The organism is Pantoea sp. Morm, assembly GCF_016643525.1.
In the GTDB taxonomy this organism is placed as follows: domain Bacteria; phylum Pseudomonadota; class Gammaproteobacteria; order Enterobacterales; family Enterobacteriaceae; genus Pantoea; species Pantoea dispersa.
Map to the genome: position 1 here is coordinate 1 of NZ_VOQX01000103.1, position 14,261 is coordinate 14,261.

Annotated in this window: 14 protein-coding genes; 7 read left to right on the forward strand and 7 right to left on the reverse strand. The window is 57.8% G+C overall.

All coding sequences use genetic code 11. From position 1 onward, the window contains the following. Nucleotides 1–26: 26 nt before the first annotated feature. From yidC to FT726_RS23095, 5 genes are all read left to right on the forward strand, one after another. Nucleotides 27–1,673: a membrane protein insertase YidC gene (gene yidC / locus FT726_RS23075; protein ID WP_021506916.1), complete on the forward strand. Its 1,647-nt coding sequence runs from the start codon at nucleotides 27–29 to the stop codon at nucleotides 1,671–1,673. 80 nt (nucleotides 1,674–1,753) lie between these two features. Then, nucleotides 1,754–3,118 (forward strand): tRNA uridine-5-carboxymethylaminomethyl(34) synthesis GTPase MnmE, encoded by a 1,365-nt coding sequence (gene mnmE, locus FT726_RS23080; RefSeq protein WP_088516155.1) that lies wholly within the window; start codon nucleotides 1,754–1,756, stop codon nucleotides 3,116–3,118. A gap of 205 nt (nucleotides 3,119–3,323) precedes the next feature. Next, a complete protein-coding gene (locus FT726_RS23085) occupies nucleotides 3,324–3,581 on the forward strand; it encodes a helix-turn-helix domain-containing protein (protein WP_059010267.1) in 258 nt (85 codons plus the stop codon). Beyond that, nucleotides 3,581–4,891: a type II toxin-antitoxin system HipA family toxin gene (locus FT726_RS23090; protein WP_282996398.1), complete on the forward strand. Its 1,311-nt coding sequence runs from the start codon at nucleotides 3,581–3,583 to the stop codon at nucleotides 4,889–4,891. Before FT726_RS23085 ends, FT726_RS23090 begins: the two co-directional genes overlap by 1 nt. A gap of 149 nt (nucleotides 4,892–5,040) precedes the next feature. Next, a complete protein-coding gene (locus FT726_RS23095) occupies nucleotides 5,041–5,631 on the forward strand; it encodes a malonic semialdehyde reductase (protein WP_021506918.1) in 591 nt (196 codons plus the stop codon). Nucleotides 5,632–5,672: 41 nt separating this feature from the next. Here FT726_RS23095 and FT726_RS23100 read toward each other — a convergent pair whose 3' ends face one another. Next, nucleotides 5,673–6,182 carry a flavin reductase family protein gene (locus FT726_RS23100; protein ID WP_031279601.1) on the reverse strand — a complete coding sequence of 170 codons (510 nt, stop codon included), beginning with the start codon at nucleotides 6,180–6,182 and terminating at the stop codon, nucleotides 5,673–5,675. 293 nt (nucleotides 6,183–6,475) lie between these two features. Between FT726_RS23100 and FT726_RS23105 the strand changes: the two genes are divergently transcribed. Then, complete coding sequence (locus FT726_RS23105) at nucleotides 6,476–7,240, forward strand: 4'-phosphopantetheinyl transferase superfamily protein (RefSeq protein WP_282996397.1); 765 nt, start codon at nucleotides 6,476–6,478, stop codon at nucleotides 7,238–7,240. Nucleotides 7,241–7,267: 27 nt separating this feature from the next. Here FT726_RS23105 and FT726_RS23110 read toward each other — a convergent pair whose 3' ends face one another. Then, on the reverse strand, nucleotides 7,268–8,581 hold the full coding sequence (locus tag FT726_RS23110; RefSeq protein ID WP_288423932.1) for an NCS2 family permease: 1,314 nt from the start codon (nucleotides 8,579–8,581) through the stop codon (nucleotides 7,268–7,270). Nucleotides 8,582–8,732: 151 nt separating this feature from the next. On the opposite strand from FT726_RS23110, the gene yieH reads away from it, so the two are divergent. Next, nucleotides 8,733–9,395 (forward strand): 6-phosphogluconate phosphatase, encoded by a 663-nt coding sequence (yieH, locus tag FT726_RS23115; RefSeq protein WP_125310373.1) that lies wholly within the window; start codon nucleotides 8,733–8,735, stop codon nucleotides 9,393–9,395. 227 nt (nucleotides 9,396–9,622) lie between these two features. Here the strand turns inward: yieH and FT726_RS23120 are convergent, their stop codons facing one another. The 5 genes from FT726_RS23120 to pstC all read right to left on the reverse strand — a co-directional run. Beyond that, the gene (locus FT726_RS23120; RefSeq protein WP_136546230.1) at nucleotides 9,623–10,861 is read right to left on the reverse strand and encodes an MFS transporter; all 1,239 of its coding nucleotides are present in this window, start codon (nucleotides 10,859–10,861) and stop codon (nucleotides 9,623–9,625) included. A gap of 119 nt (nucleotides 10,862–10,980) precedes the next feature. After that, complete coding sequence (phoU, locus tag FT726_RS23125) at nucleotides 10,981–11,715, reverse strand: phosphate signaling complex protein PhoU (RefSeq protein WP_021506924.1); 735 nt, start codon at nucleotides 11,713–11,715, stop codon at nucleotides 10,981–10,983. 14 nt (nucleotides 11,716–11,729) lie between these two features. Further along, nucleotides 11,730–12,503: a phosphate ABC transporter ATP-binding protein PstB gene (pstB, locus tag FT726_RS23130; RefSeq protein WP_021506925.1), complete on the reverse strand. Its 774-nt coding sequence runs from the start codon at nucleotides 12,501–12,503 to the stop codon at nucleotides 11,730–11,732. A gap of 44 nt (nucleotides 12,504–12,547) precedes the next feature. After that, nucleotides 12,548–13,435 carry a phosphate ABC transporter permease PstA gene (gene pstA, locus FT726_RS23135; protein ID WP_021506926.1) on the reverse strand — a complete coding sequence of 296 codons (888 nt, stop codon included), beginning with the start codon at nucleotides 13,433–13,435 and terminating at the stop codon, nucleotides 12,548–12,550. Further along, nucleotides 13,432–14,261, reverse strand: an 830-nt coding sequence (gene pstC / locus FT726_RS23140; protein WP_346303512.1) for a phosphate ABC transporter permease PstC, incomplete at its 5' end; no start/stop codon positions are given. The genes pstA and pstC, both read right to left, overlap by 4 nt.

The window sequence follows — 14,261 nt, forward strand, 5'->3', positions numbered from 1 at the left end:
ACCTTTGATACCAGAGAACATTAACGATGGATTCGCAACGCAATCTCTTTCTCATCGCTTTTCTGTTCGTGTCTTTTATGATCTGGCAAGCCTGGCAGACGGACCACGCTCCGCAGCCACAGCAGACCCAGACCACGCAGAACACAAGCAGCGCAGCGGGTGATGCCGCCTCTTCCGGCGTGCCGGCTAGCGGCCAGGGCAAAACGATCACCGTTAAGACTGATGTCCTGTCACTCAACATTAATACCCGCGGCGGTGATATCGAGCAGGCACAGCTGCTGACTTACCCGGACAAACTGGGTTCAGATGCACCGTTCCAGCTGCTGGAAACCACTCCGGCCTTCGTTTATCAGGCGCAGAGCGGCTTAACCGGCCGTAACGGTCCGGATAACCCGAACAACGGCGCACGTCCGCTGTATACCGCTTCCCAGGATCACTTCGAGATGGCCGATGGCCAGACCGAGCTGCGCGTGCCGCTGAGCTGGACCGGTGAGAACGGCGTGGTTTACACCAAAACCTTCGTGTTCAAACGTGGCGAATTCGCGGTTAACGTCGACTACAACATCAATAACGCCTCGCAGCAGCCGCTGGAAGTGGCGATGTTTGGTCAGCTGAAGCAGACGATCGATCTGCCGAAGCATCGCGATACCGGCAGCAATAACTTTGCGCTGCACACTTTCCGTGGTGCCGCTTACTCGACCAGCGATGCGAAGTATGAAAAATACAAATTCGATACCATCGCGGATAACGAGAACCTGAACACCACCACCAGCAACGGCTGGGTGGCGATGCTGCAGCAGTACTTTGCGACCGCATGGGTGCCGCGCACTCAGGGTAACAATACGCTGTACACCAGCAATCTCGGCAATGGTGTGGCGGCAATCGGCTATAAGTCGGCGCCTGTGACCATCGCCGCCGGCGCGCAGCAGGATCTCGGTGCCACTCTGTGGGTCGGTCCGGAAATCCAGGACAAAATGGCCGCTATCGCGCCGCACCTCGATCTGACCGTGGATTACGGCTGGCTGTGGTTCATCTCTCAGCCGCTGTTTAAGCTGCTGAAATTTCTGCACAGCTTTATCGGTAACTGGGGCTTCTCCATTATCGTTATCACCTTCATCGTGCGTGGCATCATGTACCCGCTGACCAAAGCGCAGTACACCTCGATGGCCAAGATGCGTATGCTGCAGCCGAAGATTCAGGCCATGCGTGAGCGTCTGGGTGATGATAAGCAGAAGCAGAGCCAGGAGATGATGGCGCTGTATAAGGCGGAGAAAGTGAACCCGCTGGGCGGCTGTCTGCCACTGGTTATCCAGATGCCAATCTTCCTGGCGCTTTACTACATGCTGTCCGGTTCCGTTGAACTGCGTCATGCTCCGTTTGTACTGTGGATCCATGACCTGTCCGCGCAGGACCCGTACTACATTCTGCCGGTCATCATGGGTATCACCATGTTCTTCATTCAGAAGATGTCACCGACCACCGTGACCGATCCGATGCAGCAGAAGATCATGACTTACATGCCGGTTATCTTTACCGTGTTCTTCCTGTGGTTCCCATCAGGTCTGGTGCTGTACTACATCGTCAGCAACCTGGTAACCATTCTCCAGCAGCAGCTGATTTATCGCGGGCTGGAAAAGCGTGGTTTACACAGCCGCGACAAGAAGAAAGCGTAACGCCCGGCAACGCTGAGCAGGACGCAACATCTCCAGGGGCGGCATTTATGCCGCCCTGTTTTTTTTGGAAGAAGGTACTTATGAGCCACAGTGACACTATTGTTGCCCAGGCGACGCCTCCCGGCCGTGGTGGCGTCGGTATTCTGCGTATTTCCGGTGGCAAAGCCGCTGAGGTGGCGCAGGCCGTGCTGGGCAAGCTGCCGAAGCCGCGCTACGCCGACTATCTGCCCTTTAACGATGCTGATGGCAGCGTGCTGGATCAGGGCATCGCGCTGTGGTTCCCGGGTCCGAACTCCTTTACCGGCGAAGATGTGCTGGAGTTGCAGGGCCACGGCGGCCCGGTGATTCTCGATCTGCTGCTGAAGCGCATCGTGGCGCTGCCGGGTGTGCGCATTGCGCAGCCGGGCGAGTTCTCGGAACGCGCCTTTCTGAATGACAAGCTCGACCTGGCGCAGGCTGAAGCGATTGCCGATCTGATTGATGCCAGCTCCGAGCAGGCCGCCCGCTCCGCCGTCAACTCGCTGCAGGGTGCCTTTTCACTGCGCGTTAATGCGTTAGTGGAAGCACTTACTCACCTGCGCATCTATGTGGAAGCGGCGATTGATTTTCCGGATGAGGAGATCGACTTCCTTTCCGACGGCAAAATCGAAGCGCAGCTGAATGCGGTGATCGGCGATCTCAACGGCGTGCGCGCCGAAGCGCGTCAGGGCAGCCTGCTGCGTGAAGGGATGAAAGTGGTGATTGCCGGTCGTCCCAACGCCGGGAAATCGAGCCTGCTCAACGCACTGGCCGGACGCGAAGCAGCGATCGTCACGGATATCGCTGGCACCACGCGTGACGTGCTGCGCGAGCACATCCACATCGACGGCATGCCGCTGCACATCATCGATACCGCCGGTTTGCGTGAAGCCAGCGACGAAGTGGAACGTATCGGCATTGAACGCGCCTGGCAGGAGATTGAGCAGGCGGATCGCGTCCTGTTCATGGTGGATGGCACCACCACTGACGCCACTGAAGCCGCCGCCATCTGGCCTGATTTCGTGGCGCGCTTACCGGCTGCGTTGCCGATTACCGTGGTACGTAATAAAGCGGACATGACCGGTGAAACGCTGGGCCTGACAGAAGTAAATGGCCACTCACTTATTCGCCTGTCGGCGCGCACCGGCGCTGGCGTCGATACGCTGCGTGAGCATCTGAAACAGAGCATGGGCTTCGCCGGCAATATGGAAGGCGGCTTCCTCGCGCGTCGCCGCCATCTGCAGGCTCTGGAGTTAGCAGCCACTCACTTACAGCAGGGCAAAGAGCAGCTGCTGGGAGCCTGGGCGGGCGAACTGCTGGCCGAAGAGCTGCGGCTGGCGCAGCAGGCGCTGAGCGAAATCACCGGCGAGTTTACCTCCGACGACCTGCTGGGCCGGATTTTCTCCAGCTTTTGTATTGGTAAGTAAAACAAACCTTTATATTAATGGCTGGCGGCGTCTCTACCGTTCGTCAGCTACTCCACGCTGTTCTTCCCGGTATTAACCCGCGTTAACCCCCAGTTCACTACCGCCAGTTGCGCGTGAAGCCGGGATTACCTGTGATAGCGGGTAAACCTTGATTCACACGCAATAGCGTGTAATGGTATCACGGTTGCCAGACTGGAGCGCCGCTATGAAAATCACCAGCGCCAAACAATTAAGTTCTTATCTCAAAGATAAAAGACTCACAGAGTCACTCTCGCAAGCGAAAGTCGCCAGCAAAATTGGGATTCGTCAGGATACCGTCTCGAGCTTTGAGCTACAGCCAGAAACCACCCGACTGGACACGCTGTTTCGTATTCTCGCTGCTCTGGATCTGGAAATGGAGATAAAACCCCGTGGTTTGCCATCGGCCAAACAGGACCCGGACGGCTGGAAGGAGGAGTGGTGATGACAGAACTGGATGTCTACATGAACGGCTATCGGACAGGCGTTTTCAGCAGGGCAGCAACCGGTGCACACACCTTCAGATATTATGAGAGCTGGCTGAATCAGCCGGGTAGCCGACCGATATCCCTCTCCATGCCTTTGCGCCACCAGCCTTACAAGGGCGCGGAGGTCTATAACTTTTTTGATAACCTGCTGCCTGATAACCCTGAAATTCGCGCACGTATTCTGTCTCGCTATCAGGCCAGCTCCACCCAGCCCTTTGACTTACTCGCAAAGGTCGGCAGCGACACCATTGGTGCGCTGCAATTGTTACCGCCTGACAGTAAACCGCACACTGTCCGAACGATCGATTACCGCAGGTTAAGCGATAGCGAACTGGAAAAAATCCTTTCAGGCTATCAGTCAGGCGCACCGCTTGGCATGCTGGAAGAGCTAACGGATTTTCGTATTTCACTGGCTGGCGCGCAGGAGAAAACGGCGCTGTTACGCATCGATCAACAGTGGTGCCTGCCGCAGGGCAATACGCCCACCACCCACATTTTAAAATTGCCGATTGGCAATATTCAGAGCCATTCACATCGCATCGATCTTTCAGATAGTGTGGAGAATGAGTGGCTTTGTACGCTGATTGCCAGAGAATTTGGCCTGAAAGTTCCCCCCTGCTTTATCGTAAACACCGGGAAAATTAAAGCACTGGCCGTGGAGCGGTTTGATCGGCGTTATGCGTCGGATGGACAGTGGATCATGCGGTTACCCCAGGAAGATTTTTGTCAGGTGCTGAATGTACCCGCGGCAGGAAAATATGAAAGCCACGGCGGCCCGGGCATCTCTGCGATTATGGATTATCTCCTGAACTCAGTTAATGCAGAACAGGATCGATATGATTTCATGAAAGCTCAGGTCCTGTTTTGGCTGCTGGCGGCCACAGATGGCCATGCCAAAAACTTTTCTATTTTTATCGAAGCGGAAGGACGTTTTCGCCTGACGCCGTTTTACGACATTCTTTCCATTTATCCCGTGATTGGCGGTGCGGGATTACACATTCGTGATGCAAAGCTGGCAATGGGACTGAACGGGAGCAAAGGCCGGAAAGCCGCCATCGAACACATTTTTCCCCGCCATTTTATGGAAACCGCAAAAACGACAAAATTTGCCCTGACGGCGATGGTACATATCCTCGATGAGTTCAGAGCCAGGACGCCAGAAGTGATCCAACGCGTGCAGGAGCAAATCCCTGCAGCCTTCCCGTTACGCGTGAGCCAGACCATCCTCAATGGCTTTAAGGCGCGGGCCGCGCGTCTGCAGCAGTAAACGTTCAACGGTTGTCATGCGTGTTTGTTATTTGGCGCGCCCTCGCCTTTGTCGTATAACGGTTGAGGGTCGCCGCGTAAACGCAGCGGCCCCATCCATTATTCATGCTAAAAATCAGGCGCAGGTTGTTGCCTGAACAGGAGAGAAACATGAGTACACCGCTCGACAGCGTGGCGCTGAACGCGCTGTTTACTGAAGCCCGCACCCATAGCTACTGGCAGGATAAACCGATTTCGCAGGAGGTGCTGAAGCAGCTCTATGCGCTGACGGCGCTGGGGCCGACCTCAGCCAACTGCTCGCCGGGCCGCTTTGTGTTCGTGACGTCTCAGGAAGGTAAAGAGAAGCTGAAACCGGCGCTCTCCTCAGGCAATGTGGATAAGACCATGGCGGCACCGGTGACGGTGATTGTGGCGTGGGATCCGACCTTTTATGAAGCACTGCCAAAACTGTTCCCGCATGGCGATGCACGCAGCTGGTTTACCAGCAGCCCGGATTTGGCCAAAGAGACCGCGTTTCGCAACAGCAGCCTGCAGGCGGGCTATCTGATTCTGGCGGCCCGCTCGCTGGGACTCGATGCCGGCCCGATGTCCGGTTTTGATCCGGCTAAAGTTAACGCCGCGTTCTTCAGCGAAAATAACTGGCAGGTCAACTTACTGATCAACCTCGGCTATGGCGAAGCCAGCAAACTGCATCCGCGCCTGCCGCGTCTGAGCTTTGACGAAGCCAGCAAATTTGCCTGATACGTTAAGCAGCGCAGCCGCACGACGCGCTGCGCCATGACTTAGCCCAGCGAGTGAAAACCGCTGTTGAAGTAGACCATCGGCGCTGTCGCTTCGCCCGGCAGCGCAATACCAACGATACGCGCCAGCAGCACGCTGTGGGTGTTCCACTCCACCGTTTTTTCCAGCTGACAATCGAAGCTCACCAGCGCATCAGCCAGCACGGGCGCGCCCGTATTAAGGGTTTGCCATTCACCACTCTGGAAACGCTCAGCGCGGCGCGTCGGCGAGCTGAACTGCGCGCACAGGTCATCGTGCTGCTCGCGCAGAACGTTCACGGCAAAGTAGCCCGCCTGCAGAATGGCATCGTGGCTTGATGCGCTGCGGTTAACGCAGACCAGCAGGCTGGGCGGTTCCGCCGCCAGTGAACTGACCGAGGTGGCGATCAGCCCGAACTTTTCCCCGCTGGATGAGGTGGTCACCAGCGAGACACCGGCAGTGAGACGGCGCATGCCGTGACGAAATTCATCCAGCGAGATCGATTCCTGGCGAGCAAGAGAGGTAACAGACATAACAACTCCGACGTGCATGGTTTGCGATGCGCACGATTGGCAGATAGGTGAATAATTTAAGCACTTCATTGTGCAGCTCTTTCCTGTCCAAATCCTACACCACATCCGCCGCTTCGGCACCCCATCCGACACCAATGTGCAAAAGCCTCATATTAAATTGCAGCTCATGGCAATGAGATTCGCCTCGTCCTTATCTGAATTTACTGGCTATCCAGCGTAAGCCGGATGCAAACCCATGAGAAAATTCTTACAATAGCCCTGATGATTATCCGACCATTTTCACGGAGCGACAGATGGCTAGTCATTTTGTTCGTTGGGTGGTTAACCCGCCCCTCACCCCAGAGACCATGCGGGTTCCACAGGATGTGATGACCAGCGCCGGGCACCTGCCTGATAAGCGCCGCGGCCGCTTTCTTGCCGCACGCGCGCTGCTGGCCCAGCTGATGCTGCGCGTCTATGGTATTCGTGACCTGCCACCGCTGATCGCCAGTAGCAGCGGTCGTCCCTGCTTTGCCGATCCTAATCTGCCTGACTTCAGTATCTCCTATGCCGGTAACATGGTCGGCGTGCTGCTGGCGGAAGAAGGCGGGCGCGCTGGCCTGGATATGGAAATCGTTCGGGCGCATAGCCGTCAGGCGCAGGATGCGCTCACGCACGGGCTGTCATCGGGTGAAAAGGCGTGGATTAACGCCCAGCAGGATTTTATGGAAGCGGTGACGCAGATCTGGACGCTACGCCAGAGCATCCTCAAACTGACCGGCGAAGCCAACAGCGGTATTGATGCGCTGCGGCTGCATCCGGCGGCCGGCCGGCTGCGATCCAGCGTCTATCCCGATATTCAGGCGGTGTGTGATGCCGAGCCGACGCTGGTGTGGTCCTGCGCGCTGTCGCCCGGCACTGAACGTTTACGGCTGTGGGAGATTGATGCGCAGCAGCAGTGGCAGTCGCTGCGCGATGTGGAGATGAGCAAACCCAACATCGGGCCGCGCACCCTGCGCCTCACCAGCCTGCCCGGCGAGCGTGTCGCCAGTCAGCCGGAAGTCAGGCATCCCGGATAACCAGGCCACACCCGCGGCCTGTTGCGTTTAGTGCGCGTCGATAAAAGCGATTTTCAGCACAAATAGCAGCGCCACCACCACCACGCACGGGCTGATTTCACGCCAGCGTCCGGTACCGAGTTTCATCACGCAGTAAGAGATAAAACCGAGCGCAATACCTTCGGTGATCGAGAAACTGAACGGCATCATCGCCGCCGTGACAAACGCCGGCACCGCTTCGGTGAGATCGTCCCAGCGCACGCGCGCCAGCGAAGCCGTCATCAGTACGCCGACATAAATCAGCGCGCCGGCCGCCGCATAGGCTGGCACCATGGCTGCCAGCGGCGACAGGAACATCACCAGCAGGAACAGGATACCGGTCACTACCGCCATCAGGCCGGTACGGCCACCAATCGCCACGCCGGATGAGCTTTCGATGTACGCCGTCACCGAAGAGGTGCCGATCAGCGAACCGGTGACGGAGCTGATGCTATCCACGTACAGCGCCTGTTTCATGCGCGGAAAGGTACCTTTCTCATCGGTCAGGCCCGCTTTATCAGTTACGCCAATCAGCGTACCGGATGAGTCAAACAGATTGACCAGCATGAAGGCGAAGATCACACCCGCCATGCTCACGTTGAACGCGCCTTTGATATCGACCTGGCCGACCACCGAGGTGATGGCCGGCGGCGCGGCGAACAGCCCGGTAAACTTCACGTCGCCCAGCAGCAGACCGATCGCGGTGGTCACGACGATAGAAACCAGCACCGCCGCGTGGATATTGCGCGACGCCAGAATCGCAATGATAAAGAAGCCGAGCGCGCCGAGCAGCACGTTGTGCGAGGCCAGGTTGCCGACGGTCACGATGGTGTCCGCATTGGGCACAATAATGCCGGCGTTTTTCAGCCCCATCATGGCGATGAACAGACCAATACCGGCGGTGATGCCCACGCGCAGGCTGAGCGGAATATTGGCGATCATCCAGTAGCGTACACGCAGCAGCGTCAGGATCAGCAGCCCCAGCGCGCCCCAGAAGATCGCGCCCATGCCAACCTGCCACGAGTAGCCCATCGCACTCACCACCACAAAGGCAAAGAAGGCGTTGAGGCCCATGGCCGGTGCCAGCGCTACCGGCAGATTGGCCACCAGCCCCATCAGGATGCTGCCGAACGCAGCAATCACACAGGTGGTGACAAACACCGCCTGGGTGTCCATGCCTGCGGCACCAAGAATCTGCGGGTTAACGAAGACGATGTACACCATCGTCAGGAAAGTAGTGAAACCGGCAATCACTTCGGTGCGCGCGGTGGTTCCGTGTTCCTGCAGCCTGAAAATACGCTGCAAAAGGCCCTGCTCGTTCATTTCGCTGTTCCGATGAAAAATTTATCGCCGCGTATCCTATAGACTTTAGCGCCGCAAAACACTGATTTTTCGCAACCGGTTGCCTGGGGTCGCTTTCTGCGCTGAGTGCGCTAGAGTGACAGCTTATTGTTTACTAAAAGGATGAGGCGCGATGTCAGTTGAATGTATCTTTTTTGATTGCGACGGCACGCTGGTCGACAGCGAAGTGATCTGCACGCAGTCCTACGTCAACACCTTTGCCCGTTACGGTATCGAACTCTCGCTGCAGCAGATGTTTGAGCAGTACAAAGGGGTGAAGCTTTACGACATCATCCGCGATGTGACGGCACAGCATCAGGTGACGCTGCCGCTGGCTGAGGTGGAGAGTGCCTACCGCGCGGAAGTAGCGCGCCTGTTTGATCTTGATCTGCAGCCGATTACCGGCGCCAGAGCGCTGGTGGAGCGCGTGAAGGTGCCGATGTGCGTGGTGTCGAACGGTACGGTGAAGAAGATGGAGCATTCGCTGGGGCTGACTGGCATGCTGCCGTATCTGAGCGGACGCCTGTACAGCGGCTATGACATTAATCACTGGAAGCCGGATCCGGAGCTGATGTATCACGCGGCGGAACAGATGCAGGTGCCGATTGAAAAGTGCATTCTGGTGGATGATTCAGAGGCTGGCGCGCGGGCTGGCATCGCCGCTGGCATACCGGTGTTTTACTACTGTGCCGATGCACACAATCCGGTGATTGATCACCCGCTGGTGACGCGTTTTGACGATATGGCGCAGCTGCCAGCGCTGTGGCGTGCGCGTGGCTGGGATTTGGTCAGGTAAGTGCGCGCAGCCCCCTCATCCCAGCCTTCTCCCGCCAGCGGGAGAAGGGGCCGATCGAGCGGGGTTGAACAAAAGTGCCCACCCACATACCGCACCAGACAGTTCCCTCTCCCGTTTGCCGAAGAAGGGGCCGATCGGGCGGGGCTGAACAAAAGTGCCCACCCACATACCGCACCAGACGGTTCCCTCTCCCGCTTGCGGGAGAGGGTTAGGGTGAGGGGAAAAAATCACCCAATCGCGCCCAGCGAATCCTCATTGCCCTGGCTTTTTGGCAGCAGGAATAGCGTGGCGACAATATCCAGCAGGTAAATCAGCGCCAGCAGCGTAATCGCAGCGGTGAACGAAATATGCGTGGCCAGCATGCCGATCACCAGCGGACCGAAACCGCCGACGCCGCGGCCGAGGTTGAACAGCACATTCTGCGCGGTGGCGCGCGCCTGCGGTGGGAAAGTGTCCGAGATTAGCGCGCCGTAACCACCAATCATGCCGTTAACAAACATCCCCATGATGGCACCGGTAAACAGCATCACCGTCGGGTCGCGCAGCTGGGCGTAAACCACCACCATCGCCACGGCACCAAACTGGTACAGCAGGAAAATCTTCCAGCGCGCAAAGCGGTCCGCCAGCACGCCGAACAGCCAGATGCCGAATGTCATGCCCACCACCGTAACGGCCGTCCACAGGCCGGATTTGGTCAGGCTGAAGCCAAAGCTGGAAGAGAGATAGCTTGGCATCCATATCATCAGGCCGTAATAGCCAAAATTCTGCACCGAACAAAGAATCAGAATGCCGAGGCTGGCTTTACTGGTGGCGCGATCGGCAAACAGCAGTTTAATGCGCGCGGAAAAGGAGAGCTGCGGGGTTTTTTCCACATGGCGGGTGAAGGCTTCCGGCTCGCCCATGCTGCGGCGAATCACAAACGACACCAGCGCCGGCAGCAGGCCAACCAGGAACATACCGCGCCAGCCAATCACGCTCAGCAGCGGCGGCGTGATAAAGGCCGCCAGCAATACGCCGAGCTGCCAGCCGATACCCACCCACGCCGAGGCGCGGTTACGCTTCTCCTTCGGCCAGGCTTCGGCAATCAGCGCCATGCCGATGCCAAACTCACCGCCCAGCCCCATGCCCGCCAGCGTACGATACGCCAGCAGATCCCAGTAGCCCTGCGCCACGGCGCACAGCCCGGTGAACAGTGAGAACATCAGGATCGTCACGGTCAGAATGCGGATGCGGCCATAGCGATCGCTCAGATGACCAAACACAATGCCGCCGACCACCGCGCCGATCAGCGTCCAGGTCACCAGCGAACCGGCCTGCGACGCATCCAGCGCCAGCGACACGCTGATCGCCGGCAGCATAAAGCCCAGAATCAGCAGATCAAATCCATCCATGGCATAGCCGCTGACGGCAGCCACCATCGCTTTCGCCGGCGTAACGGCGGTTTTGTTGTTATTTGCAGAGGACATAAAACAGCACCTGGCAGAAAAATGTGCGCCAAGTATAAAGAGAGCGGCAGGTTGAGAACAGGCAGAAATCAAGCGCACTGCCTGTCAGCCTCAGCGCTAACAGGCAGTCATCACGTCAATCAGGAGGGTTTATTGCTGCCGTCGTCGCCCGACAGCAGTTCATCCAGCTTGTCACCGCCCACGTGACGGAAATCCTGACCTTTCACGAAATAGAAGATAATTTCGCAGATGTTCTGGCAGCGGTCACCGATGCGCTCGATGGCGCGCGCGCAGAACAGCGCGGTGAGCACGCTGGGAATGGTGCGCGGATCTTCCATCATGTAGGTCATCAGCTGGCGCACGATACCTTCGTACTCTTTATCCACCTTTTTGTCTTCGCGGTAGATCTTGATGGCTTCGTTGAGATCCATGCGCGCGAAGGCATCCAGCACATCGTGCAGCATCTGCACGGTGTGATGCCCGAGCGACTCGAGGCTCACCAGCAGCGGCAGATGCTGCTGACCGAACTTCTCCAGCGCGGTACGGCTGATCTTCTCCGCCACGTCGCCGATGCGTTCCAGCTCCGAAATGGTTTTGATGATCGCCATCACCAGACGCAGGTCGCTGGCGGTAGGCTGACGCTTGGCGATGATGCGCACACAGGCTTCATCGATCTCCACTTCCATCATGTTGACCTTCTGGTCACCGTCAATCACCCGGCGCGCCAGTTCGCCATCCTGGTTATGCATCGCGGTGATGGCGTCGGTAAGCTGCTGCTCCACCATGCCACCCATGATCATCACCTGAGTACGAATGTGCTCCAGCTCCGCGTTGAACTGACCGGAGATATGTTTGTTCAGATTTAAATTATCCATGTTTCTCTCCTGAATCAGCCGTAACGACCGGTGATGTAATCTTCTGTCTGCTTCTGCGCTGGCTTGGTAAACAGCGTGTCGGTGTCGCTAAACTCAATCAGCTCGCCCAGATACATAAACGCCGTGTGATCGGAACAGCGCGCCGCCTGCTGCATGTTGTGGGTCACGATGACCACGGTGTAATCCTGCTTCAGCTCGGTGATCAGCTCTTCGATGCGTCCGGTGGAGATCGGGTCCAGCGCCGAACATGGCTCATCCAGCAGCAGCACTTCCGGGCGAATCGCGATGCCGCGCGCGATGCACAGGCGCTGCTGCTGACCGCCGGAGAGACTGTAACCGCTCTGGTGCAGCTTGTCTTTGGTTTCATTCCACAGCGCGGCTTTGCTCAGCGCCCACTGCACGCGCTCGTCCATATCGGCACGCGACAGCTTCTCAAACAGCCGCACGCCAAAGGCGATGTTGTCATAAATCGACATCGGAAACGGCGTCGGCTTCTGGAACACCATGCCGACGCGCGCGCGCAGCAGGGCGATATCCTGATGCGATGCCAGAATGTTGTCGCCATCCAGCAGAATTTCACCCTCAGCACGCTGCTCCGGATAGAGCGAGTACATTTTGTTGAAGGTGCGCAGCAGGGTGGATTTGCCGCAGCCCGACGGACCGATAAACGCCGTCACCTGGTTTTTGGCGATATCCAGATTAATGTTCTTCAGCGCGTGGAACTTACCGTAGTGGAAGTTCAGATTGCGCACCTGAATTTTACCGGCAGAAGGAGTTGCCATACTCATTGCTCATCTCTCATGTGCAGCGCCGCCGAAGCCGCGCCGGAAAATTAGTGTTTGCCTTTGGCGAAAATCACGCGCGCCACGATGTTCAGCAGCAGCACGCACAGCGTAATTATCAGCACACCCGCCCACGCCAGGCTCTGCCATTCGGCAAACGGGCTCATGGCGAATTTGAAGATGGTCACTGGCAGGTTGGCCAGCGGCTGCATCATGTCAGTGCTCCAGAACTGATTCGACAGCGCGGTGAACAGCAGCGGTGCGGTTTCACCGGCAATGCGCGCAATCGCCAGCAGCACACCGGTAATGATGCCGGAGACCGAGGCTTTCAGCGTAATCGCCGAGATCATCTTCCACTTTGGCGTGCCCAGCGCATAAGCCGCTTCACGCATGCTGTCCGGCACCAGCCGCAGCATGTTCTCGGTGGTACGAATCACGATGGGCACCTGCAGCAGCGCCAGCGCTATCACACCGGCCCAGCCGGAGAAGTGCTGCATCTGCGCCACCACGATGGTGTACACGAACAGGCCGACCACAATCGACGGCGCGGACAGCAGGATGTCGTTAATGAAGCGAATCACTTCCGCCAGCCAGTGCTTGCGGCCATATTCTGCCAGGTAGATACCCGCCAGAATGCCCAGCGGCGTGCCAAAGAAGGTGGACCAGAAGATCAGCAGGCCGCTGCCCGCCAGGGCGTTCGCCAGACCACCGCCCGCGGTGTTGGGCGGCGGCGTGGATTCGGTAAACAGCGTCCAGCTCAGGCCATCGATCCCTTTCGTGACGGTGGTGAACAGAATCCAGATCAGCCAGAACAGGCCGAACGCCATGGTCAGCAGCGAGAGCGTCAGGGCAATTTTGTTTTTGGTGCTGCGCCACGCCTGCATTTTACGGCGTGAGGCTTCCAGCTCGGCGCGCGCCTGCATTTCAATTGCTGTCATGAACGGGCTCCTTCACTCTTCGCCAGACGCAGGATCATCAGTTTGGAGATCGCCAGTACGATAAAGGTAATCACGAACAGAATCAGGCCAAGCTCCATCAGCGCCGCCACGTGCACGCCGGATTCGGCTTCGGCGAACTCGTTCGCCAGCGCTGAGGTGATACTGTTGCCGGGCATAAACAGCGATGCGCTGTCCAGCTGGTAGGTATTACCGATGATAAAGGTGACCGCCATGGTTTCGCCCAGCGCGCGGCCGAGACCCAGCATCACGCCGCCGATCACGCCGTTTTTGGTAAACGGCAGCACGATGCGCCAGATCACTTCCCAGGTGGTACAGCCGATGCCGTAGGCCGACTCTTTCATCATCACCGGCGTCTGTTCGAACACATCGCGCATCACCGAGGCGATGTAAGGGATGATCATAATGGCGAGGATCACGCCCGCCGCCAGAATGCCGATGCCGAAGGCCGGACCGGAGAACAGCGCGCCGACGATCGGGATATTTGCCAGCACCTCGCCAACCGGCGTCTGGAAATACTCCGCGAACAGCGGAGCAAAGATAAACAGGCCCCACATGCCGTACACGATGCTGGGAATGGCCGCCAGCAGCTCAATCGCGGTACCCAGCGGACGGCGCAGCCAGTTTGGCGCCAGTTCGGTCAGAAACAGGGCGATACCGAAACTCACCGGCACCGCGATGATTAAGGCAATCAGTGAGGTTACGAGGGTGCCGTAAATCGGCACCAGCGCACCAAATTCTTCGTTTGGCGCATCCCAGGTTTTGCTCCACAGAAAGGAGAAGCCAAATTTCTGGATGCTCGGCCAGG

Bases quoted from the DNA above. Each gene is read 5' to 3' on its own strand.
- mnmE (WP_088516155.1), top strand. From the start codon at position 1,754: ATGAGCCACAGTGACACTATTGTTGCCCAGGCGACGCCTCCCGGCCGT.
- yieH (WP_125310373.1), top strand. From the start codon at position 8,733: ATGTCAGTTGAATGTATCTTTTTTGATTGCGACGGCACGCTGGTCGAC.
- FT726_RS23090 (WP_282996398.1), top strand. From the start codon at position 3,581: ATGACAGAACTGGATGTCTACATGAACGGCTATCGGACAGGCGTTTTC.
- FT726_RS23085 (WP_059010267.1), top strand. From the start codon at position 3,324: ATGAAAATCACCAGCGCCAAACAATTAAGTTCTTATCTCAAAGATAAA.
- FT726_RS23110 (WP_288423932.1), bottom strand. From the start codon at position 8,581: ATGAACGAGCAGGGCCTTTTGCAGCGTATTTTCAGGCTGCAGGAACAC.
- FT726_RS23095 (WP_021506918.1), top strand. From the start codon at position 5,041: ATGAGTACACCGCTCGACAGCGTGGCGCTGAACGCGCTGTTTACTGAA.
- FT726_RS23100 (WP_031279601.1), bottom strand. From the start codon at position 6,182: ATGTCTGTTACCTCTCTTGCTCGCCAGGAATCGATCTCGCTGGATGAA.
- pstB (WP_021506925.1), bottom strand. From the start codon at position 12,503: ATGAGTATGGCAACTCCTTCTGCCGGTAAAATTCAGGTGCGCAATCTG.
- yidC (WP_021506916.1), top strand. From the start codon at position 27: ATGGATTCGCAACGCAATCTCTTTCTCATCGCTTTTCTGTTCGTGTCT.
- phoU (WP_021506924.1), bottom strand. From the start codon at position 11,715: ATGGATAATTTAAATCTGAACAAACATATCTCCGGTCAGTTCAACGCG.
- pstA (WP_021506926.1), bottom strand. From the start codon at position 13,435: ATGACAGCAATTGAAATGCAGGCGCGCGCCGAGCTGGAAGCCTCACGC.
- FT726_RS23120 (WP_136546230.1), bottom strand. From the start codon at position 10,861: ATGTCCTCTGCAAATAACAACAAAACCGCCGTTACGCCGGCGAAAGCG.
- FT726_RS23105 (WP_282996397.1), top strand. From the start codon at position 6,476: ATGGCTAGTCATTTTGTTCGTTGGGTGGTTAACCCGCCCCTCACCCCA.